Genomic DNA, 22,823 nt, shown 5'->3' on the forward strand with positions numbered 1-22,823 from the left:
TGCATCGCGTTCGGCGGCCTGCGGGTCGACGATCTGGTGGAAACATCTCTGTTGGCTGTCGTGCAGCCTGCCGCGGTAGAAGCCGCACGGGCAGCCGAGACGCAAATCGCGACACGGCGCGATGAAGCGCGCGAGGCCATGACGCGCGATCTCGAGGCGGCCCGATACGACGCCGATCGGGCCTTCCGGCAATACGATGCGGCCGATCCCGAGAACCGCTTCGTGGCAGGTGAACTGGAAGCCCGCTGGAACCGGGCCCTGACGCGTGTGGCTGAGTTCGAGGCGCGGATCACCAATCATGACGTCGCGGTGCCCCCACGATCCGAAAGGGCGCCGGTCTCCCTGACGACGCTCGCCGACGATCTCCAAGCCGTGTGGTCGGCGCCCACCACCGATGCGCGGCTCAAGAAGCGGATCGTGCGCACCCTGATCCATGAAGCCCTTGCCGATCTCGATGACGCTACGTCCGAGATCGTCCTGACGCTCCACTGGGTCGGCGGAGCCCACACCGAGCATCGCTTGCCGCGTCGCCGTCGGGGGCAACGCAACGCCACGTCCGCGGACGTCGTTGAAGCGATCCGCAGTTTATCGCTGATCGCCCGGGACGACGTCATTGCCGGCGTTCTCAATCGGAACGGCTTGAAGACAGGCCAGGGCAATCGATGGACGCGAGAGCGCGTCACGGGCGTTCGCTCAAACTACGGCATTCCGGTCTACCGGGAGGCGGCGGATGGAAGCGAGCCTTGGCTCAACCTCAGTCAGGCCGCGACCATCGCCGGTGTCGCGCCGCGCACCCTGCGGCTCGCGGCAGAGCGGGGCGAGATCGACGCCACCCATCCCCTTGCCGAGGGACCATGGATCTTCAGCCGTGCCGATCTCGACGGTTCCGCCGTTCGACGTCTCGCGCAACGGGCGAAGCTCCACCAAAAACACCCCGCGGTACCGCACCCCGCGCAGCAAACACTATTCACCTCAACAACATAGCGAGATGTGCGTCGTGACGGCAGATTGTAGAAGGTCAGATAACGACCGATTGAGGCACGGGCCTCGCCGACGCTGGTGTAGGCCCTGAGGTAGACCTCTTCATATTTGACCGACCGCCACAGCCGCTCGATGAAGACGTTGTCGCGCCAGGCGCCTTTGCCATCCATGCTGATGGCGATCCCGGCCTTGTGGAGCACGCCCGTGAAGTCGTGGCCGGTAAATTGTGAGCCCTGGTCCGTGTTGAAGATGTCGGGCTTTCCATAACGTGCGAGCGCTTCTTCCAGAGCCTCGACGCTAAAGGCCGCCTCAAGGGTGATGGACACCCGCCAGGACAGGACGCGGCGGCTGAACCAGTCGACCACGGCCGCCAGGTACACGAAGCCGCGCGCCATCGGCACATAGGTGATGTCCATGCACCAGACCTGGTTGGGGCGCGTGATCGTCATGCCGCGCAGCAGGTAGGGGTAGATCTTGTGCCCGGGCGCCGGTTTCGAGGTGGCCGGCTTGCGGTAGAGCTCTTCGATGCGCATCCGCTTCATCAGCGTCGCGACATGTCGGCGGCCGATCGTGACACCGTCCTGGCGCAGGAGATCACGCAGCATCCGGCTTCCTGCGAAGGGAAAGTCGAGATGCAGTTCGTCCATCCGCCGCATCACGGCGAGGTCGGCTGGCGACACCGGCCGGGGCAGATAATACACACTGCCGCGGCTGATCCCGAGAGCCTTCGCCTGCTTGACGACCGACAGGCCGTGATCGCGGTTGATCATCGCTTTGCGCTCAGAAGACCGGCCTTCGTGAGCGCGCCGGACAAAAAATCGTTGGTGAGTTTCAGTTCGCCGATCTTGGCATGCAGCGTCTTCACGTCGATCGGCGGCGAAGCCCGTTCCGCCTTGCTCTCCGCACCGAAAACGCCGGCGGCGCCATCCAGAAGCTGCGCCTTCCAGGCCGTGATCTGGTTCGGGTGGACGTCGAACTGCTGCGCCAGTTCGGTCAGCGTCTTCTCGCCTCTCACGGCCGCTAAGGCCACCTTCGCCTTGAAAGCCGGTGCATGGTTCCGGCGTTGTCGCTTGCTCATCGTCTCTCCTGCGCCCCGACCATCCTGGCCGCCGTCAGGCAGAAACTCCACTCATCAAAGCTGTGCAGATTCTCCAAGCCACCTCTCCTCAAGCACCCACCAAAAAGCATCTGCCGGGTAGTAGGAACACGATGACGCACCTTATCGCCAGGACAGAGTCTGTTATGATCGAGGGTATCGAGAGGACGCAGTCATAAGGAATGCGACGATGAAGGGCGTGTGGGTCAGGCCCGCAAGCGGACGCCGGGCCGTCGTGTTTATTCATGGCGTCCTTTCCGACGGGGAAGGCTGCTGGCACCACGATAACGGAACGTACTGGCCGACCCTGTTGTCTCACGAAAAGGAGTTAGAGTCTGTCGGAATTTACGTCTTTACGTACAAGACAGGTATTTTCTCCGGCACATTCCGATTAGGAAACGTCGTCAGCTCCCTCAAGGAGCATATGCGGTTGGACGGAGTGCTGTCCGAAGATAACGACATAGTCTTCGTTTGTCACAGTATGGGCGGCATTGTCGCCCGCAAATTTCTTGTGCAGCAGACCGTGGATCTCATTCAGCGCAAGATCGCCATAGGGCTCTTCCTTATCGCGTCGCCCTCGCGTGGCTCCAAGTACGCCGACTGGTTAGCTCCCATCGCGCGGTTCTTCAAGCATAGTCACGCAGATGCGCTGCGGTTCTCGGAAACCAATTCTTGGCTTGCTGACCTCGACGAGGAGTTCCAAAGCCTGACGCATGAGGGTAAACTTCCTCTAAGCGGCAAGGAACTCATTGAGGACAAATTCATCGCCCTGAGCGCGGTACTGCACAGGCAGGTCGTCGAGCCCATCTCGGGAGCGCGGTATTTTCCTGATCCATACAAGGTGCCCAACTCCGATCATTTCACTATCTGTAAGGTCGGGAGTGCGGACGACATACAGCACCGCCTCCTGCGGCAATTCATATTCGACTTCTTCAAAGCCCAAGAAGCTAGCCGCGGTGTGGCGAACGAGGTCGCGGGAGCGGCAACTCGTCTCGAACCTGAGGGAGCCCCAACAAGTAGTCGAATCGCAAGAAGTTCATCGACATGCCTTGCCGCGACAGGTTGCCTTGTTGATCTTCAGTCAGCCCACGGGCCACAGCAGTACACACGGCTGAGCGAGATCCGCTTCACAATTACCAATTCGACCGCCGGGCATATTAAAGTGACGTCGATCGAACTGAAAGTACTACGGGCAACCCCATTCACGCGTACGGCTTCCATAGCGACGGCGGCTCCCGTCGACGAATACTCCATGTTTACTGACATCGATTCCAAGACTACCGCAGCCGAACTTCTCTCGCGCACGCACGTGCTGGCTTCGTCGGAAACCGACGGTTTTTTCCTCAAGGTGAACGCCGCAGAGGGCTTCTGCTATGAAGCAAGCATCACGGTGACGTGGAATCCTATACCCAATGGTGAAAGCGAGACAGCTTCGTCGCCGATATTCACGCTCGCCCACCCTGTATATTCCGTGTCCGGGCTGCTCCGTCTCGCCGATAGCCAGCCACCAACGGGCCGAGGCTAGGGAGGTAGAAAATGGCCTGGGACGGACTGTTAGTCGAGGCGAAGCCCATCCCATGCCGTTGTGGGCACAACAATAAATTTCGAATCATATACTACATCAACGCTGATGTTTTTCCAGGCTATCGTGAGGAACTCATCGCGGGCGAGCAAGGGACCTTTGAGTGTGGTGGCTGCGGAGCCAAGCTTACTATACGCGCTCCGATTATCGCTGATTTTCCCAGCCGCGACCTCGTTGTGTTCGCGACACCTCGTGGTGATGATGAGGGCGTCGACAGCGGCTTTAAGGGCTTCTTTGAGAAGCTACGCGATCAATTGCCAAGCGGCGTCGCGGAGAGCATCGATCGAAGGCCCTATACATTTGTGGAGGGAAGGCACGGCCTCAACGCTCTTATTCGCCAGTTTTATGGCGATGCTGTTGCGCTGGATGCAGAGACCAACGCATCGGAATCGCTTGAAGCGATACAAACGCTTAACGGCTATATTTACGGAGACGTTTTCTTCTACTTCCCGGGCCAACTTGCCGTCCAAGAACTCGTTGGCCTAACAGTTGGTGCCGCTCTTGATCTGGAGGCAGCGGACCAGAGTCATAACGCGGTGCAACTCCTGCGGAAGGTCGTAGACCGGATCGGACATTCTCATCCCTGGCTTGCTCAAGAATTGGGCCGGTTACTCCTCATTACGTCGGAGGCCGACGCAAAAGCGTGGCTCGCGAGAGCTATGGCCGCGCAACATTGTTGGATCGCGGTGACGAAATCCTTCCTCGATGCGACTCCGCGCCGCCGGGAGGACGGTGACACGCAACGCGCCGACTTGCCGCATATGCTGCCCGCCTCCCAACTGGGATGCGTGACCCGCGCCCGGCACACTGTTGTCGGCCTCTTCCCTGCATCTAAAGACGCCGGGCTCTGGCAATTCCCCCGCATGGCTAGCGCCGCCATTCCACCTCGGTACACTGTAGAGAACATAATCAAGGGTCTGGCAGTCGCGTTAGGCACGGTTGACCGATTTTCGGACGAAGGCCTGTTCCGAGCAGGATTGCGCGAGTCCACGCACGTGAGCTGGCACGAGTCACAGAATAGATCGCGGAGGCTTCTTGCTGACAGAGACAGCGGCAAATTGTTCTGGAGCCTTTACGTCAGGGCTCGTTGGAACATAGATGTCTCTGGTATTGCCGAGTTGGTCGAGCTGCCGGAAATGGTCGATGAGTTGAGCGAACTGATCGGGTTCTGCCGAGCAGCGCTTGACAAGATCGAGGGAAGTCTCAAAGAAATCTCCACTGACCCTCAGGAAGGGCCTTTCAGTTTCTTCAAGAATGGCTACGTCGCGTCCGATATTCGCTATTTCCTCGACGGCAGTTCCCGATACATTCGAGAGCAGATATTCGCTGCGCTCCGCACTAGAGACCAGGCTTTAGCTAAGCGTGTCGGCGCTGCCCTTTATCAGAGCGCGGCGGTCGTTGGTGCGGCCGCGCGCGACGCGTTTGATCAAGCCGTTGGGCTAGCGGAGGTGATAGGTCAATTTCGCACGTTCATTCCACCGCTTACCCAGCTCCGCATCGCGGAGATCGCTGCCCCGCAATACGTCGGGAAACGATCTGGAGAGAGCGAGCAGCTCGAAACGTTCCACCAGTTCGCGGTAGACGCATTCGACAAAAATATCACGGAGGCTGATCTCGAATATCTTCAACAGACCGCCTCCGATTTTGCTGCAAATGGTGGGGTCGATCTTGCCAGTGCTATCGATTTCTTCGTCGATCGTCTGGAAGAGGAAATTGCTGCTGGCCGCGGAGGAGAGCACTGTCATTTTCGTTTGGAAGCAAGCAAATGCGCGCAGTGCCAGAACGAAAGCACGGTGCTGGTATGGGAGATCATCAACGTCCTCAACCGGCCCGACCTCCATTTGCTAGCCAAATCAGGGAGTTGCCTTTATTCATCCTGCCTCCTTTGCGGCGCCATGCATGAACGAACTACTCCGCTCCTTTATTGCAATCCGACTTCAAACATTTATCTGTTATTCTTTCCTGAATTGAACGAGGAAGGAGAGTCGCAATTACAGGAATCTGCTAATAAATACCTCGACACTCTTCCAATCGAATACCGCGGTAAGCGGCCAATAACTGCACATGCATCGAAATTCATAACCGGCTGGAGCAATGACGCTGAGTACGTGATTGTAAGCCGTGTGAGAACGTTTGATGAATTCACCACAATCATTGCAGACGACGTTTAGTCTCAGCGACTCGTCAGCCTTATGACTGGATGTCTGTCTTTGGAACATATAGTGTGAGCATGGCAATTCAAGCTAATGGCGTGTTCGGAGCGGTGACTGGTTGCCAGCGCGCCACGGGCCCGCGAGGCCGCCGCATCGGATGTCGCGGCACCCGCGGCATCTCGACCTCGCCATCGTCGACACACGCCGTTGTGCCACTAAGATAAGAACGATGAAGCGGTCCCAGGCTGCCTAAGCCGCTTGCCGAACGAGCGGGCGCCCCAAATGGCTCGACGAGGAATGGCTTCTTATCTCGACTCGAAGTCCGAAGCTGCCATTCTCCTTACGGCCGCCTCCGGCCAAAATGCGCCAACAGCAGTCGTTGGGTTCGTGCCAGAATCCAGACATTCCGCAATCTGCCAGCTTCAGGATTTGAGCGGCCGGACTGCGTAGGGCCGCTCAGTCCGAGGTGTCGAGCACAATCTTGCCCCGCGGGCGGCTGCGGTTGCGTTCCAGTATCTCGTACGCGACGCACGCGTCCGCCAGGGGCAGCACGGTACCAACGTTGTGGGTGAGCAGACCCTGATCGAAGAGGGCAGCGATCCGCATGAGATCGGCGCTGTTCTGATCTTCCCCCGAAATAGTGGACGGGGTTAGGCCGCTCTGCGTTCGGCCTCGGCTGGGCTGATGTATCCCAACGACGAGTGCAGGCGGCGGGAATTGTAGAAGGCTGGCGCGCGACAAACAGGATGAGAACGCAGCGACAATCAGGATGAGAAGCGCCGGTGGCTGCGGCAGCGGAGGGCGAAGCCCGAAGCTGCCGCAGCCACCGGCGAGGCGCCTTTCCGGGCGCTGATGATGGTCGTGGTCGGCCGGCTACAGAGGGGCATCTCGACCAGAGGATGCCCCGGGAGTGCCAGGCCGCCACGTCAACGACCATCAGATGAGGCTTTTCATGAAGTTGCGTCAGACGAACGCCGTGACCGCGGCGGCCGCCAAGGCGGGGTTCAGCACGGCGACGGGGTATAGGATCCTGCTCGATCCCGTGCTCCCATCGATCGGGAGCCCAGGACGAAGCCGTCGGCGCCCGGATCCCCTCGTCGATTTCTTCGACAGCGAGATCGTGCCGCTGCTGAAGGCGGCGCCAGGATTGCGGGCCGTCGGGGTGCTCGAGGAGATGGCGCGTCGCCATCCCGGGCGGAACTGGGAGGCGCTGCGGCGCACGCTCGAACGGCGGATCCGGGCCTGGCGCGCGGTCTACGGCGCCGATCAGGAGGTGATCTTCCGCCAGACCCATGAGCCCGGGCGGCTCGGCCTGTCCGACTTCACCGAGATGGGCAACCTCGGCGTGCGCATTGCCGGTGTCCTGCTGGATCACCGGCTCTATCACTTCCGGTTGCCATGGTCGGGGTTTGAGCATGCTCACGTCATCCTGGGCGGCGAGAGCTATGTCGCCTTGGCCGAGGGGCTGCAGAACGCCCTTTGGGCCCTGGGTGGCGCACCGGGCGAACACCGCAGCGACAGCCTGTCGGCGGCCTTCCACAACCTGGACGCCGACGCACGCCAGGACCTGACGCACCGCTACGACGCCTTGTGCGCGCACTATGGAATGACGCCGAGCCGCAACAATCGCGGCGTCGCGCATGAGAACGGCTCCATCGAGAGCGCTCACGGCCATCTGAAGGCGACGATCTACGACGCGCTGCTGCTGCGTGGCTCGGCCGACTTCGACGGCCTGACGGATTACCGACGCTTCGTCGACGAGGTGGTCAGCCGTCACAACCGGCGCCATGGCACGCGCATCGATGCGGAACGCGCGGCCTTGCACGCCTTGCCGGATCGCCGCACGAGCGACTTCGAGGAGGTCATCGTCACCGTGACCTCCTCCAGTGCCTTCACGCTGCGCAAGGTGTTCTACACCGTCCCCTCCCGGCTGATCGGCCATCGGCTGCGGGTGCGGCTCTACGACGATCGGCTGGACCTGTTCGTCGGCGGCACGCACCTGACGACCCTGCCGCGTGGTCGCGCGGCCGGCAACGGTGCCCATGGCCATGTCGTCGATTACCACCATGTGATCCATAGCCTCAGGCGCAAGCCGATGGCGCTGCTCAAGCTGGTCTATCGCGACCAGCTGTTCCCCAGGACGGCCTACAAGCGCACCTTCGATCACCTGCGCGAAGCCGGATCCGAGAAGGCGGCCTGCCGTGTGATGGTTGAACTCCTGGCCCTGGCGCACGAGCGCGCCTGCGAAGCCGAACTGGCCGACGCGCTCACCGAGGACCTCGATCAGGGTCGCTCGCCCGACGTCGACGCGCTCCGGGCGCGCTTCTCGCCCGACCCCGGCGCCTTGCCCAAGGTGGTGATCGAGATGGTGCCCCTCAGCACCTACGACGTCCTGCTGACGGGAGAAGCCGCATGAGCAGCTCTAATCCCGCCATCGACGCCCAGAGGCTCAGCCTGGTCCTCAACGAGCTGCGCCTCCCGGCCATCAAGCTGGTCTGGCCGGAGTTCGCGGCGCGCGCCGACAAGGAAGGGTGGCCCGCCGCCCGGCTGTTGGCGGCCCTGGCCGAACACGAGATCGCCGAACGCGACCGTCGCCGCATCGAACGGCATCTCGGCGAAGCCCGCCTGCCGCCCGGCAAGACCCTCGACAGCTTCGCCTTCGACGCCGTTCCCATGATCAGCCGGGCCCAGGTCAAGGCCCTGTGCGCCGGCGACGGATGGCTCGAAAAGGGCGCCAACGTGATCCTGTTCGGGCCGCCCGGCGGGGGAAAATCGCATCTGGCGGCGGCCATCGGCCTCGCGCTCATCGAGAACGGATGGCGGGTCCTCTTCACCCGCACCTCCGATCTCGTCCAGAAGCTCCAGATCGCCCGTCGCGAACTCGCCCTGGAGGCCGCCCTCGCCAAGCTCGACAAGTACCACCTGCTGATCCTCGACGACCTCGCCTACGTCACCAAGGATCAGGCCGAGACCTCCGTCCTCTTCGAACTGATCAGCGCCCGCTACGAGCGGCGCTCGACCCTCATCACCGCTAATCAGCCTTTTGGAGAATGGAACAGGGTTTTTCCGGATCCCGCCATGACGCTCGCCGCGGTCGACAGGCTTGTCCACCATGCCACCATCTTCGAGATGAACGTCGAAAGCTACAGGCGGCGATCCGCGCTGCAGCGACAATCAAAAGCCGGCCGACCACCAACCTTCGCGGCAATCAAGTCAGTCGAGGATGTGTCGCGCCGCGACAATCAACCTGAAAACTAACCTTGCCAGCCACAATCAAACACGACAAACCTGGCGAGCCGGCGCCAGAGACTGCGGGATCGGGGTATGCTCACCACCGAGGAAGTCGCCGAGCGATTCGACATCGCCCAGACCACCGTTCACCAGTGGGGGCGACAAGGCCTCATCACCAAGATTTACAGCGACAATCGCAATCGAGGCCTTTGGGACATTCCCCCAGACCTGGCGATTGTGAAGGGCCGTCCGGGCAGAAACTCCCTTCCGGCGCGTCACCCGGCAGCCACCGCGTCAATCACAGGACAAGACTCAGTATGAAGCATTCGCCTTGTCGCGGGGCTTGTAGGGCCGGGCCGGACACACCGTCGTCCCGTAACGGCGGGCCATCTCCTGGTAGGAGCGGTTGATCCCCGGATCGTAGCGGTCCGGATTGGTGACGGCCGCCTTCAGGTTGTCGCAGACGATCATCGCCGTCACCCCGCCCAGGCAGGCGAACAGGCCGACATGGCAGCCGATCCAATCGGCCAGCCCTTCGCTGGCCCGGGCTTCGGCATAGATGTAGCTGGAGGCGCCGAGCGCGGCGACGAACAGCTTCATCGGCTGTACCACACCGGTCACCGGATCGATCACGTCGATCGTGTCGCCGGCAAAGTCGACGAACACCTTCTCGCCGGCGGCATGGCTCTGGCGCATCGTCGGCGACGCCCGACCCTTCCAGGCCTCGAAGTGCACGCAGAACCAAGTGTAGCCATAGCCATCGGGGTGGTCAGCCCGGTACTCCTGCCACAGCAGAAGCCGGGTGACTCCTGGACGACGCAGCTCCTGGTCGACTTTGGCCCAGTCCGGTTCGTGCCGACCCACCGCCATGACATCGCACGCCGTGGGAAATAGCAGCCGTTCCAGCCCCGTATCGGTGACCGACTCGTCCAGCGGCCAGCTCACACCGGCCAATCTCGCCCGACGCAGATACTCGCCCACGGCCCCCTTGCTCAGCCCCAGCGAGGTCGCGATCACGCGGCTGCTCAGGCCGTTCTCATGCTTCAGACGCAGCAGGTCGCGTATTCGGCGCATCGACAATCTCTCGGTCGGCATCAGGTCCCTCGTCGTCAAAAACGAGGGCCTGAGTACCCGGTCAGACTGTCGGTCGAAGCTTCATCACCCCGCTAAAACGGGTGCCCATGATGCCGTGAAATCACTGCCCACGATCCCCTGAAATCCGTGCCCACGATGGCGTGAAATACGCAGGCATCCCTGCGGCTCCGGGGAATCGGGTACTGGTATTGACACCTACGGTTGCACCTGGCGTGCTGGTGCTACTTGTTGCACAGCCTTCCATTGGTTGGATGGCAGGCGGGCAAATGCGAACAGCCGGGCGCCGGCTTTCGTTTGAGCAGTTATGAATTGCATCGAAACGGAAGGTTAGACTCACGCGAGCCGAGTTTCACCGGGGGCTCGCTGGCGACCTGCGGTTCAGGTCGACATGTCATACTGTTCGCCCAGCATCTCGCCAATATCGGCTGGAACATAGCCTCCTAGTCCGAGCTAGGGGGATGGCCGCCGCCTCCCAGAGCCGGTTCGTGTGAATGCGCGGCGGTCTTCCGGCGAAAGATTGCTCCGCTTGAAGCGCGATTGGGCCTGAGAGCACGGGTCATAGATAGGCGTCCCAGAAAAAGCCTCAGGAAGTCGCCCCGTGAATGTCAGCTTTGTAACGGCTCCAGATCGAGAGCCGACATTCTGCTCACGGCCATGCTCTCCAACCAGTGGCTGCTCGCCTGTTTTCACAATGGCCGCTTTCGGCCGTGGGAGAACAACGATGGGACACTCAGAATACGATCCAGGGGTCAAAGACCGGCGCCCCTGGAACGCCGGCCGTAAGCTCGGCGCGAAACGAGCGCTCAAACCTCAGCAGGTCTGGGCGGTTCGGTTCTGGCTTGATCGAGAAGGCAGGCTTCGCGACCGGGCCATGTTCGACCTGGCGATCGACAGCAAGCTGCGTGGCTGCGATGTCGTGAAGGTTAAGATCAGCGACCTCGTCGTTGGCGGCCGGGTCCGAAACCGCGCCCTCGTGGTCCAGCAGAAGACCGGCCGGCCTGTGCAATTTGAGCTGCTGGAGTCGGCTCGGGGCAGCATCCTGGCTTGGCTTGAACGTCGAGGCGGATCACTCGACGACTTTGTTTTTCCGAGCCGGATCGACCATGCCCGGCACATGAGCACCCGCCAGTACGCACGGCTTGTCGACGAGTGGGTGACCGGAATTGGGTTACGTCCAGAAGACTACGGAACTCATTCACTCCGGCGCACGAAGGCGTCGATCATCTACAAGCAGACTGGTAACTTGCGTGCGGTGCAGATCCTTCTTGGGCATACGAAGATCGAGAGCACGGTGCGCTATCTCGGCGTGGATGTCGAAGACGCGCTGACCTTGTCTGAACGGACCGAGATCTGAACATTGGAGGCGCAGCCCGGCTTGTCGGATCGGCGCTGCGCCTGCGCGGCCATTCCGGGTGATTTCTGCCATTTCTGCGCAGAGGTTACCGATGCGCAAGCGCTGCTGGGTGCGACTCTGAACGGACCGCTCATTAGACGTGCTGCAGGATCCACCACCAGCAGGGCAGAGTGACGAACGACAGCATGATGCCGAGCCCCACCATCAGCGTCACCAGGGGAGGATCGAGCCCATATTGAACGGCAACGATCGCGCCACCAATCTGCGGTCCCATTGCGCCTTCGAACAGCGTGACTTGGGCCGCCTCGCCCGTCGAGCGAAAAAGGCCGAGGTAGATAACGGCGAGGATCGCAGGTCCGATGATCAGCTTGAAGGCCAGTCCAAGACCGAGTGACGTGCGGTGCCCGGCAAACTGATCCAAGCGGAGTTGCAGGCCGACAGACACAAGGGCCAGCGGTGCAAGCGTGTCGCCGAGTCGATGCAACACGGCAGTCACCCATGCCGGATAGTCGACGCCGGAAAGCGTGAGGGCAATCACCAGGGCGATGAAGGGTGGGAACGTCGCGATCCGGGTGCCGACCTCGCGGGCTGAGACTTTCTTGCCGGAGCAAAGGCAAGCGATCACGATGCCGAAAATGCTGAGAACCAGATAGGTCCCGAGCTGGTCGATAATAATCCCGGTCGGCAGGCCACTCGACCCGTAGAACGTTTCGATCATCGGCAGGCCCACAAAGGATGTGTTTGCCAATCCGGCAGAGAGGATTAACGCGCCGGTCGTGGCCGTCGCCGAGCCTCGAATGCGCCCGAGCACGAAGAAAGCGAGGCATGAAGCCGCAAAGAGCATCCAGGGCATGGCCGCCGCGGACAGCAGCCCGGGCGTCAGAGCGATTTTATGGATCTGGCCCAGGATTAAAGCCGGCAAAGACACATGGATGATGAAGCCGTTTATGGCGACGTGCGCGTTGTCGGGTACCCTGCGCGTCGTACGCAGGACCATGCCAATACCCAAGCACAGGAAGAGCAAAACGATGTTCGCCATATCAGTCGCCTCATCGCACACGCACTGGTTAGGTCACTTTGGTGTTCCCGCAATCCCCCAAAAGGATGAGGCCCTTCCTTTCCTTGTCCTCCTGTCGCAAGGCTCCGGGTTAATCAGAGAGCCGCGACAGAGGGCTAAATTTGCCGCAGCGGCCCATCGCTTTGGCTTGTTTGGGGAGACCCTCAATGCGGAGACAAGAATTCCGTCGTACAACTACAAAGACCACATCCAATGTGGATCGGCGTGCAATAGCGGACGCCGATCAAGGGGGAAAGTCTGACCCCGGTCAGCTCCGCACCTAATCTGCTGTTCTGTATAACGTATCGGCGTTTTCGTCGGGTCACGATCGACGTCGGTCGAGATCCCACCTGAAATAGATTAGGCTGAAGGGTGAAAGGCTTGCTCTGAACAAGGTAGGCCCAGTTCCGACGCTCATCTGCATGATGACCGGCAAAAGTGCTTCGGCCGCCTGCGATGAGGTCTGGATGTACGTCACGCCGCTCGCCTTCAACCTCGCGGCCGCCTTGATCATAACGAAGATGGCTATGGGGTTGACAGGCCAATGCCGGCAAGGGTGTCAACGCGGATGCACTGGAATTCAGCCGTCGCCTGTCGGTGCGCGCGGATGGGGGCCTAGCCCCGCGCATTCCCTTCTCGTCCTCCACCTGCCAGTGAGGCTCGCGCACTATTCTCAAAGTGAGACCGTAAGCCAAAACGTCCGCAGCGCCACCACGATCAGTGCGAGGGCCAATGCTTGTCGGCCGAATTCTTGCCAGTGATGGCGAATTTGAATGGATCGGATGTGGAAGAGAACGACGCCCAAAACGGAAAACCACATCGCGGCAAGCAAGAAAATCGTTAGGCAGGCGGTCGCCGCTGTGGATGGCGAACAAGCGTGGCTGACGAAGAAGGAGACGAAGAACGGCCCAGACAGAGGATTGCACACTGCTGCCGAGCAACCGATTAGGTAAGGCTCTCGGAGTGCCAAGATGTCGTCTGTTACATTGATGCGGCGGTCGATCGGAGATGCTCTCAACAAGCGAGATGCGGTTCGAAGCAGCAACAGGCTGAAGAGGGTGCCGCTGACCTCGCGCAGGATGCGAAGATCCGGGAGTATTGAGGTGCAGGACGCGGCGATGCAGGCGGCCATTGTAGCGCCCGTGGCGATGCCGAGAGCTGCGGCGATTGGCTCCACGGCCGATCGCCCCAGAGCGCTCCGCATCACAAGTAGGGCGTTCGGCCCTGGAGTGACCATGACCAGCCCGTAGGAGGTCGCCAGCGACAGCACAGTTGCAAATGATAGATCCATCATCGCGCGAGTGAGGCCGTGGATGCCTGCCCGAGACCCGATTTTAGCGGAGGGATGCGGACGAAGGTCGAAGATCCCTCGACGTCGGCCCCGGCCGCCTGCCCATCGCCGCTCGCCGCTTTCGATGATGTCGGCGCCAAGGCGCCGGCGCCGAGCACTAAACAACTCAGGATCCGCCTGCGATCATCGTTCATGTCGGCCCCCAGGGTCACAGCTGTGAGCTTCACATCTCTGGTAAACACCGGCATCATCCATAAGGATGAGGCCCGTCACACGATTGGCGGCCGTTACAGCTTTCCGGCTTCCTTCCGGACCTGACTGTCCTACCGACAGCTAGCCGCTACAATGATAAGGGGCCGGACATGAGTGCAGCTATCGATGCTGAACGATTTTCGATGCTCGTGAGCCTGATCTACGATGCGGCCATAAGTCCGACGGCTTGGCCGGCAGTCCTCGACGCAATTCGCACGGAACTGAATTTCGGCAACGCGACACTCTCCATACAGAGCTTGCCGTCGGGCGAGCTTTTACTGAACGAAACGGCGAACATTCCCCAGCAATACCTAGCGCGGATGGCCGACTATGGGCCAGAAGTCCTGGACCAATGGGGCGGGCTACCTGTCCTGATGCGACTGCCGCTCGATCAGCCGGCCGTGCTCAGCCGCATCAACCCGGCTGCGGTGCAGTTCGACGTCACGACAAACCGCTATTCTCTCGAGTGGGCTCGGCCGCAGGGCCTCGTCGACGTCCTTGCCATCCCGCTGGCACGCGATGAAAGGGCCGTCGGTTCAGTAGCTTTTGGCCGACATGAAAGCGCCGGGCCCATCGCATCGCGCGAGATCGAGGTCGCCTGCCTGTTGATACCGCACCTCCAGCGGGCAGCAACCATCGCCCGCATGTTAGATCTGGCGGTTCTCGCACAATCCACCTTCTCGGCCGTCATAGACACGTTATCGGCGCCTGTGCTGCTCGTCGCCAGCGATCTCAGACTGATCCATGCCAATCCGACGGCCAGACAGATGTTGAGGGCCGCCGACTTGATCCGCGCGCGCGACGGCTTCATCGTCGCCGTCGCCACCGGCGTTTCGAGGGCCATTGCAGCGGCTGTCTTGCAGGCGGCCCGTGACGAGAGCGCGCTCGGCCGCAAGGGGCTTGGGATTCCCGTGACGAGCGATGATGGTCGTAAAGGCGCCCTGCACGTCCTGCCTTTGCGGCGCAGCCGCATGACAGCCGACGGCCGGGCCGTTGCAGCGATCTTCGTTGCGCAGGCAGACCATCCCTTCGTGCCGCCGACCGAAGTCGTTGCGGCTCTCTTCGGGCTCACACCTGCGGAAAGCCGTGTCTTCGAGCATGTCGTCGCCGGGCGAACGGTTGGAGAGACCGCCCTAGCTCTGGGGGCGGAGATCGCCACCGTAAAGAGCCACCTCCAGCGGATCTTCAGCAAGACCGGCGTGCGGCGTCAGCTCGATCTCGCAAGGATCGCCTATTCTCTCGCGGCACCGTCAACAATATTGTAACCGGCGAAATGCATCAAAGACTCCTTGTTGAGGCAATTGCTCGAAAGCGGAACACTCCCGTCTGCCAGAATGCCAAAGAGCGGCCGGACGGCTGCGCGCCCAACCCAGCCGCTCAAATATTTCGGGACCGTCCGCACAAGCAGCCGTTCCTCTAGCACAATCCCAGCAGCGTTTCTTTATCGAAGACGCTTGGGATCGCGCCGCGCCTGGGCAGGAAGGTGGGAGCGAGCGTGGAGGATCGGCAGCGGATCGCTACGCGCAACGGCCGGGGTGGCCTGGTGCACGTGGTCCGGAATGGAGGCCGCTTGGTTAAGTGATACACTTCCGGGAGGGGCACGCCGGAGACGGCCGATTCCACCAACCTTAGAGGCAGTTTCGGTGGCGCCCGCTGCGGTGATGACCGGGCTTGGTGTGAGACACGCGACCGCGACGTTGCAAATGCGCACCGTAACATCCGTCAGTTCACCTCATTACGTGGTGCCGCAATCGAGAACGGCCTGGGCGAAATCGCGCGGCGCTTCCTGTGGCAGATTGTGGCCAATGCTGCCCCCGATCAGCCGATGTTCGTACCTGCCGGTGAACTTGCCGGCATAGGATGCCGGCTCCGGATGCGGCGCCCCGTTTGCCTCCCCTTCGAGGGTAATGGTCGGTACAGTAATGACCGGCGCGAGGGCCAGGCGGGCCTCCAGCGCATCGTACTGCCGCTCCCCATCGACAAGGCCAAGCCGCCATCGGTAGTTATGGATAACGATGCCGACATGGTCCGGGTTATCGAACGCCTCGGCACTGCGCGCAAACGTGGCCTCGTCGAATTTCCACTGCGGCGAGGCCGTCTGCCAGATGAGCTTGGCGAAGTCCCGCCGGCTGGCCTCGTAGCCGGCCTGTCCGCGCGGCGTCGCGAAGTAGAACTGATACCACCAGCTCAGCTCGACGCGGGGTGGCAGTGGCGACTTGCCCGCCTCTTGGTTTCCGATCAGGTAGCCGCTTACCGACGCGAGGGCGCGGCATCGGTTCGGCCATAGCGCCGCGACGATGCATGCTGTGCGAGCGCCCCAGTCGAAACCGGCCAGGGTCGCCTGCTGAATTCCGAGCGCGTCCATCAGGGCGAGGACGTCGCTAGCGAAAGCCGCTTGCTGTCCGTTGCGGGGCGTGATCTGCGAGAGAAAACGCGTTGTGCCGTAGCCGCGCAGATAGGGCACGATCACCCGGAGACCCTTGCCGGCGAGAATCGGCACGACCTCGGCGAAGGCATGGATGTCGTATGGCCAGCCGTGCAGCAGGATAACCGGCGAACCATCCGCTGGCCCGTCTTCGGCATAGCCGATATTGAGCGGACCCGCCTCTACCTGCTTTAGTGAAGGGAAGGAAGTGGGAGGGTTGATCACGGGCGTATGCGGCTCGACGCTTTGTGCGGTCGCGGAGCCAACACCGCAAAATGGCGCCGCCGCAATCGCTGCGGCCCCGATCCCGAGTAGGCGGCGGCGAGACTGTTCGATCACGCTCGGAGATGTGGTTATGCGCATGGCTTGGCTCCTGTCATGCCGCTCATAAGCGATCCTGGCCAATTGTCACGGCTGCTGGACGATAGAAGACAACGTCGATGCTGCGCCGCGTGGCTTATGTCTAGACTACTGTAGTGCGCGGCCTCTGCGATGTCGCAAGCAACCATCGTCGAGGGCGGCAAGCTGACACTGAGCCGCGCCGCGAGCAAACCGCCATAGCCGGCTCTCTGACTTCCTGCAGCTATTGGCGAGTTCGGAGAGGCCGTAAGACACGTGTTTAAGCTACAAATGGTGTCAATCGCGCTTTCAGCCGGGGCGTCAGCCAGTTGAGGAACACTCGGAGCTTCAGCGGCATGGGTTTTCTTTCGGTATAGAGTATGTGGACAGGCAAAGGCTCCTTCTCGAATGCCTCCAGAATAACTACAAGTGTGCCGGCTCGCCTCTCCGCCTCCATTTTGTAAGCCATGACGCGAGCAATCCCGGCGCCGAGGGTAGCCGCTTGGACGGCCGCCTCCGATGTGTTCACGGTGAGCCGCGAGCAGATGGGGGTCGTAACCTCGGCACCGTCCTTCGCGAACTTCCAGATGCGCGGACGGCCGACCTCGTCGATGGTGATGCAATCATGATCGGACACATCGTCCAGAGAGACGGGCGTTCCACGACGGGCCAGGTAAGCAGGACTTGCGCACGCGACCACGCGGATCGAACCGATCCGCGTGGCAACCATGCTGCTGTCCGGCAGCGGCCCGATGCGGATTCCGACGTCGATGTTGTTCTCCATCGGGCTGAGCACTCGATCGCTCAGCAGGAGACGCAAGTTGATTTCAGGATAGACCGCGAGGAACTCGGAGGCGAGCGGCAACAGGTGCAAGTGCCCGATCCCCCAAGGGGAGGTCACTGTCAGATCGCCTGTCGGCGTTCGATATTCTCCTGATGCCTCCCGCTCTGCGTCCTCGATTTGCTCGATGATGCGCTTGCACGCCGCGACATAGGACCGGCCCGCTTCGGTCAGCGACATCCGACGAGAGGACCTTTGAAAAAGCTCCACGTTCAGGTGAGCTTCGAGATCGGAAAGCTTCCGACTGATCGTCGGAACGGAAACACCGATTTTTTTCGAGGCCGCGGATAGGCTGCCCGTTTCCGCCACGCTGACGACCACAGACATCGAATCGAGGCGATCCATAATGTACATCCTTTCGGAACACGAAAAGGTTGTTTTCGACAATACCGCTATCCGTTCGCAGGGTAATAGACTAGCTTGTGATCCAACAAATGGTTGTACGCCTTGTAGGAACGGGTTTGATAAATAGTATTCTGCTCAATACGACAGCTTGCCTCTATATTCATTCATATAAGGCGCCGCAGCGCATAGGACAGGTAGCTCTCTAGGCTCAGGTTCCGGCCGGTTTAATCTTTAAAGCCACGCCGCGACGTCAATTTTCGACAGTACCTTGAGCCACGATTGTGTTCGCGGCGAGCGAATATCCCAACCACCCACGAGTCCCCGCCGCGCGAGCGGTTCGGCCATGCTCAGAGTCTGGGGGAACCGCACGATGGGTACCATCACGACGAGAGACGGCACCGACCTGTATTATAAGGATTGGGGGTTAGGCCAGCCAGTCGTGTTCAGCCATGGATGGCCGTTGAGCGCCGATGCGTTCGAGGACCAGATGTTCTTCCTTGCGAGCCGAGGGTACCGCTGCATCGCCCATGACCGGCGTGGTCACGGTCGTTCCAGTCAGCCCTGGACGGGTAATGACATGGATACCTATGCCGACGATCTCGCCACCGTTGTCGAATCTCTCAATGTGAGGGACGCCATTCACGTCGGCCACTCGACAGGCGGCGGGGAAGTCGCCCGCTACATCGGGCGTCACGGCACCAAGCGGGTCGCCAAGGCGGTTCTTATCAGCGCCATACCGCCTGTCATGCTGAAGAGCAAGGCCAATCCTGGCGGCCTGCCGTTGGAGGCCTTCGACAAGCTTCGAACAGCCGTGCTCGCGGATCGTTCGATGTTTTGGAAAGACTTGAGCCTGCCGTTCTACGGTTACAATCGCCCCAATGCCGTGATCTCGTCGGGCGTGCAGGAATCCTTTTGGCTGCAGGGCATCTTGGCGGGATTGCCGGCCTCGTATTTCTGCATCAAAGCCTTTCAGAGACCGACCTGACTGGCGATCTCCACAAGTTCGACGTTCCAACATTGGTGCTGCATGGCGATGACGACCAGATCGTCCCCACCGCGGACTCGGCCTTGCTTTCCTCCAAGATTGTCAAGGACGCCAAGCTGGTGGTTTTGAAGGGGGCGCCGCACGGCATGTGCACGACCCACAAGGACCGCATCAACGCTGAACTGCTCACCTTCATCGAAGGCTAACGCACAGGCTTCCAAGCAGGCGGCTTCGTTTTGGGCCGTCGCATTGCATCCCCACCACCAGTTCCTGGAGCGATCATGCAACCTCCGTTTCTCGCCCCGGTCGTCCGTGCAATGGCGGCGTTGTTTATGCTCTTGGCGGCAGCTCCGCTGGCAACCGCCCATGCGAAGGCGCCAGCCTGCAGTTCCAGTACAGCCGGAATGCCGGTGCTGCATTACCATACCGCCAGGGTCGATGGCGTTGAATTGTTCTACCGCGAGGCAGGCCCCGCGGCTGCGCCCACGGTGCTTCTGCTCCACGGGTTTCCGACATCGTCGCACATGTTTCGCAACCTGATCCCGGCCATTGCCGACTGCTACCACGTCATTGCACCCGACTATCCCGGCTTTGGCGAGAGCGCCGCTCCCGACCACACAACCTTCGCCTATACGTTCGGCCACTATGCTGACCTGATGGATGGCCTGCTCGGCCAACTCGGCGCCAAGCAATATGCCATGTACGTCATGGATTACGGGGCGCCGGTCGGCTACCGGCTCGCCCTCAAGCATCCGGAGCGTGTGACGGCGCTCATCGTGCAGAACGGCAACGCCTATGAAGAAGGTCTCAAGGCCTTCTGGGATCCGATCAAGGCCTACTGGGCCGACGGCTCGAAGGCCCATCGGGACGCCTTGAGTTTCCTCGTCGCACCGGAAACGACCAAGTTTCAGTACACCGACGGCGTTGCCGACGTCACCCGCATCGATCCGGACAACTGGTCCCACGACCAAGCGCTGCTCGACCGGCCGGGCAACAAAGACATCCAACTCGATCTCTTCCACGATTACGGCAGCAATGTTCCGCTCTATCCGCAGTTCCAGGCGTTCTTCAGAGAGAAGAAGCCGCCAACGCTTATCGTCTGGGGCAAGAACGACAAAATCTTCCCGGCGGACGGTGCAGGGCCTTACCTCCGTGATCTTCCCGATGCGGAAGTTCACATGATCGACACCGGCCACTTCGCGCTGGAAGACAAGGCCGATGTGATGGTGCCCCTGATCCATGACTTTCTCGACCGAAAGCTCGCTCCGCAGTGAGCCGCATGTCGCGGTTCTGAACCGAGGATCGGGGGACGAGATGGACATGGCACACGGCCGAACACTGTCACGGCGCGGATTCTGTCTGTGCTGCCTGTCGGCGCCAACGCTCGCTGCCAGCGCGTGGCCCACGCCCCGCCAGGCTTATGCGGAAGCGCTCGGCATCGTGCAGCAGATCAAAGCCGCAGCCGTCACCACGCCGATCACCATCCACCGCTTGCGCGGCAATATCGCCGTGCTCGAGGGATCGGGCGGCAATGTCGCGGTCCTCAGTGGCCGCGACGGCAAGGTGCTGATCGATGCCGGGATCGCCGTCTCGCGGCCGCAGGTTGCGACAGCCCTCGCGGCGTTGGGTCCGGAGCCCGTCACCCACCTGATCAACACCCATTGGCACTTCGATCACGCCAACGGCAACGAATGGCTGCACGAACTTGGGCCCGCGATCCTGGCTCATGAGAATACGCGCAAGCACCTCCTCACGATGCAGCGGGTGGAAGACTGGAGCTACGACTTCCAGCCGCTCTCCCCGGCCGCGTTGCCGACCGAGCTGTTTGCCGACGAGCGGACCCTGAGCCTCAACGACACGACTATCGTCCTGAAATATTACGGGCCGGCCCATACCGACAGCGACATCTCGGTCTTCTTCAGGGAACCGGATGTGCTGCACACCGGCGACACGTTCTGGAACGGGATCTATCCGTTCATCGACTACTCGACCGGCGGCAGCATCGACGGTTCGATCCGAGCGGCCGAGGCCGACTTGGCGATGACGACGGTCAAGACCATCATCATTCCCGGCCACGGCTCCCCGGTCAGCAATCGCGCCGAACTGCAGGCGTTTCGCGACATGCTGGTCGGTGCAAGGGCGAGTGTGGCCGCCTTGAAGAAGAGCGGGCACTCGCTGGAGGCGATCGTCGCGGCCAAGCCGACGGCGCCTTACGATGGAAAATGGGGCACCTTCGTCATCGGCCCGGCGCTCTTCACCAAGCTCGTCTACGAGGGCGTGTGATCGTGACGCAAGAAGACCCGTCCTGTTTTGGCTCTGGAGAATCGCCGTGCCTGGAGCGCTTCAGCATATCCCCGCAACGCTGGCCGCGACCCTGATGGTCAGCGGCGCGGCGGCCCAAACTGCCAGAGACATTCGCGGCCCTTCCCCGCTCGTCGCCATTGAGAACGAGCCTCCACCCAGGCTGATCGTCGATCCGCCGCTTCCCGAGCCGCTAGCCCTTGGCCGTGTGTTCATTCAATACCGCGCGGAAAACCTGCGGATTGTTCCGGTCTTCGGCAAGGGCGCGCTCCAGGTCTCGCCGCGTATCGGGCATGTCCACATCTCGGTCGACGATGCGCCCTGGCACTTCGTCGACGCGAGCGGCGAGACGCTCATTCTCGTCGGACTCGAACCCGGCCCGCACCACGTGCTCGTGGAACTCGCCGACCCCACGCATCATGTGATCGACCGGCAGACGGTCCGTTTTCTCGTCCCAAAACAACTTAGTGCTCAGTGAGCGGAGCGCTGTCGTTGCATGCACCGGACCTCTTCGGAAGAGACGTTTTCATGGCACACCGATACGCCGATATCGCATTCACCGGCCCTGTGAAAAATGTCCAGGAGGTAATGGGCAGCCGGGGTGCCTATGCGCGCCGGGACTCCGGTCCCGAAACGAACAACCGTCTCGGTCTGATCGAGGCCGACTACATTGCGGCACGCGACGGGCTCTACATCGCCTCGGTGTCAGATGCGGGATGGCCATACGTGCAGTTCAGGGGCGGTCCTCCGGGCTTTCTTCGGGTGCTCACCGACCAGGAACTCGGTTTCGCCGACTTCCGTGGCAACCGCCAATATATCACGACCGGCAACGTCGCCGGCAACGACCGGGTGTCGCTGTTCCTGATGGACTACAAAAATCGTCGACGCCTGAAAATCTTTGGTCGGATGCGGGCCTCTCAGCTCAGCGACAATCCTAAACTTGCCGAGCGGCTCAAGGTCCCCGGCTACCCGGCGATTATCGAGCGCGCCTTCTTGATTACGGTCGAGGCATTCGATTGGAACTGTCCGCAGCACATCACCCCCCGGTACACCGAGGCCGAGATCGCGCACATCTTCGCCGGTGTCCGGGGCAAGGGAAGTGAAGATTGTGGAACGGCCTTCAGCGCGGCTCTCGAGGAGTGAAGACGTGATGGATTTGAGTCGCACAAGCGCAGATGCGGCCACGAAGGTCGTGTTGGCTCAAGGCGAAGCACCGGTATTCGCGCCGGGTGAGCGCGTCCGCGTTCTCACCCGCTCACCCGTGGGTCACTACCGCGTTCCGATCTACCTGCGTGGTAAGAGCGGCGTGGTTGAAAGCGTCATCGAACCGGTCGGCCTCGACAACGAGGAAGAAGCCTATGGCCGCAACGCTGGAATGAAGCGGCATTACTACCGTGTTGCCTTGCCGATGACCGAGATCTGGGCCGACTACGACGGTTCTCCCCGCGATGGATTGCACATCGAGGTCTTCGAAACTTGGCTCGAAAGGATCTGA

Annotated in this window: 17 protein-coding genes and 4 pseudogenes; 13 read left to right on the plus strand and 8 right to left on the minus strand. The window is 61.2% G+C overall.

Annotated features, from left to right (window positions below; all coding sequences use genetic code 11):
* On the minus strand, positions 1–507 hold a 507-nt coding region (locus M8523_RS27455; protein WP_282588076.1), incomplete at its 3' end, for a hypothetical protein.
* Between the two features lie 500 nt (positions 508–1,007).
* Positions 1,008–2,059: pseudogene (locus tag M8523_RS27460) on the minus strand (IS3 family transposase); the annotation flags it as partial.
* Positions 2,060–2,267: 208 nt separating this feature from the next.
* Here M8523_RS27460 and M8523_RS27465 point away from each other — a divergent pair.
* Both M8523_RS27465 and M8523_RS27470 read left to right on the plus strand, forming a co-directional pair.
* Entirely contained in the window at positions 2,268–3,602 is a 1,335-nt protein-coding gene (locus M8523_RS27465) for an esterase/lipase family protein (RefSeq protein ID WP_282588077.1), read from the plus strand.
* 11 nt (positions 3,603–3,613) lie between these two features.
* Positions 3,614–5,830 (plus strand): CpXC domain-containing protein, encoded by a 2,217-nt coding sequence (locus tag M8523_RS27470; protein WP_282588078.1) that lies wholly within the window; start codon positions 3,614–3,616, stop codon positions 5,828–5,830.
* A gap of 438 nt (positions 5,831–6,268) precedes the next feature.
* On the opposite strand, the pseudogene M8523_RS27475 reads toward M8523_RS27470, so the two are convergent.
* A pseudogene (locus M8523_RS27475) lies at positions 6,269–6,454 on the minus strand (zinc-binding dehydrogenase); the annotation flags it as partial.
* A gap of 268 nt (positions 6,455–6,722) precedes the next feature.
* Here M8523_RS27475 and istA (M8523_RS27480) point away from each other — a divergent pair.
* The 3 genes from istA (M8523_RS27480) to M8523_RS27490 all read left to right on the plus strand — a co-directional run bounded on the left by istA (M8523_RS27480) (position 6,723) and on the right by M8523_RS27490 (position 9,364).
* On the plus strand, positions 6,723–8,228 hold the full coding sequence (gene istA / locus M8523_RS27480; protein ID WP_428351440.1) for an IS21 family transposase: 1,506 nt from the start codon (positions 6,723–6,725) through the stop codon (positions 8,226–8,228).
* The gene (gene istB / locus M8523_RS27485; protein WP_282588080.1) at positions 8,225–9,070 is read left to right on the plus strand and encodes an IS21-like element helper ATPase IstB; all 846 of its coding nucleotides are present in this window, start codon (positions 8,225–8,227) and stop codon (positions 9,068–9,070) included. The genes istA (M8523_RS27480) and istB overlap by 4 nt, the downstream gene beginning before the upstream one ends.
* Before the next feature lie 66 nt (positions 9,071–9,136).
* Positions 9,137–9,364: a helix-turn-helix domain-containing protein gene (locus M8523_RS27490; protein WP_282588081.1), complete on the plus strand. Its 228-nt coding sequence runs from the start codon at positions 9,137–9,139 to the stop codon at positions 9,362–9,364.
* A gap of 6 nt (positions 9,365–9,370) precedes the next feature.
* Here M8523_RS27490 and istA (M8523_RS27495) read toward each other — a convergent pair.
* Positions 9,371–10,138: pseudogene (istA, locus tag M8523_RS27495) on the minus strand (IS21 family transposase); the annotation flags it as partial.
* Between the two features lie 721 nt (positions 10,139–10,859).
* Here istA (M8523_RS27495) and M8523_RS27500 point away from each other — a divergent pair.
* Positions 10,860–11,492, plus strand: a complete 633-nt coding sequence (locus tag M8523_RS27500) for a tyrosine-type recombinase/integrase (RefSeq protein WP_282588082.1) — start codon at positions 10,860–10,862, stop codon at positions 11,490–11,492.
* Between the two features lie 133 nt (positions 11,493–11,625).
* Here M8523_RS27500 and M8523_RS27505 read toward each other — a convergent pair whose 3' ends face one another.
* Positions 11,626–12,531, minus strand: coding sequence for an AEC family transporter (locus M8523_RS27505; protein WP_282588083.1), 906 nt, complete (start codon positions 12,529–12,531; stop codon positions 11,626–11,628).
* A 691-nt stretch (positions 12,532–13,222) separates the two neighbouring features.
* Positions 13,223–13,843 (minus strand): LysE family transporter, encoded by a 621-nt coding sequence (locus tag M8523_RS27510; RefSeq protein ID WP_345894311.1) that lies wholly within the window; start codon positions 13,841–13,843, stop codon positions 13,223–13,225.
* A gap of 359 nt (positions 13,844–14,202) precedes the next feature.
* On the opposite strand from M8523_RS27510, the gene M8523_RS27515 reads away from it, so the two are divergent.
* Complete coding sequence (locus tag M8523_RS27515; RefSeq protein ID WP_282588085.1) at positions 14,203–15,357, plus strand: helix-turn-helix transcriptional regulator; 1,155 nt, start codon at positions 14,203–14,205, stop codon at positions 15,355–15,357.
* Between the two features lie 470 nt (positions 15,358–15,827).
* On the opposite strand, the gene M8523_RS27520 is transcribed toward M8523_RS27515, so the two are convergent.
* Together M8523_RS27520 and M8523_RS27525 are read right to left on the minus strand one after the other, a co-directional pair.
* Positions 15,828–16,880 carry an alpha/beta fold hydrolase gene (locus M8523_RS27520; protein WP_282588086.1) on the minus strand — a complete coding sequence of 351 codons (1,053 nt, stop codon included), beginning with the start codon at positions 16,878–16,880 and terminating at the stop codon, positions 15,828–15,830.
* A 256-nt stretch (positions 16,881–17,136) separates the two neighbouring features.
* Positions 17,137–18,042 carry a LysR family transcriptional regulator gene (locus tag M8523_RS27525; protein WP_282588087.1) on the minus strand — a complete coding sequence of 302 codons (906 nt, stop codon included), beginning with the start codon at positions 18,040–18,042 and terminating at the stop codon, positions 17,137–17,139.
* A gap of 370 nt (positions 18,043–18,412) precedes the next feature.
* Here M8523_RS27525 and M8523_RS27530 point away from each other — a divergent pair.
* The 6 genes and pseudogenes from M8523_RS27530 to M8523_RS27555 all read left to right on the plus strand — a co-directional run bounded on the left by M8523_RS27530 (position 18,413) and on the right by M8523_RS27555 (position 22,823).
* Positions 18,413–19,233, plus strand: a pseudogene (locus M8523_RS27530) (alpha/beta fold hydrolase).
* A gap of 198 nt (positions 19,234–19,431) precedes the next feature.
* Positions 19,432–20,301 carry an alpha/beta fold hydrolase gene (locus tag M8523_RS27535; protein ID WP_282588115.1) on the plus strand — a complete coding sequence of 290 codons (870 nt, stop codon included), beginning with the start codon at positions 19,432–19,434 and terminating at the stop codon, positions 20,299–20,301.
* A 46-nt stretch (positions 20,302–20,347) separates the two neighbouring features.
* Positions 20,348–21,310 (plus strand): MBL fold metallo-hydrolase, encoded by a 963-nt coding sequence (locus tag M8523_RS27540; RefSeq protein ID WP_282588088.1) that lies wholly within the window; start codon positions 20,348–20,350, stop codon positions 21,308–21,310.
* Positions 21,311–21,356: 46 nt separating this feature from the next.
* Entirely contained in the window at positions 21,357–21,806 is a 450-nt protein-coding gene (locus M8523_RS27545; RefSeq protein ID WP_428351446.1) for a DUF6130 family protein, read from the plus strand.
* A gap of 50 nt (positions 21,807–21,856) precedes the next feature.
* Positions 21,857–22,471, plus strand: a complete 615-nt coding sequence (locus M8523_RS27550; protein WP_428351457.1) for a pyridoxamine 5'-phosphate oxidase family protein — start codon at positions 21,857–21,859, stop codon at positions 22,469–22,471.
* 7 nt (positions 22,472–22,478) lie between these two features.
* Positions 22,479–22,823, plus strand: coding sequence for an SH3-like domain-containing protein (locus M8523_RS27555; protein ID WP_282588117.1), 345 nt, complete (start codon positions 22,479–22,481; stop codon positions 22,821–22,823).

Source organism: Lichenifustis flavocetrariae, assembly GCF_026130545.1.
Lineage (GTDB): Bacteria > Pseudomonadota > Alphaproteobacteria > Rhizobiales > Beijerinckiaceae > Lichenihabitans > Lichenihabitans flavocetrariae.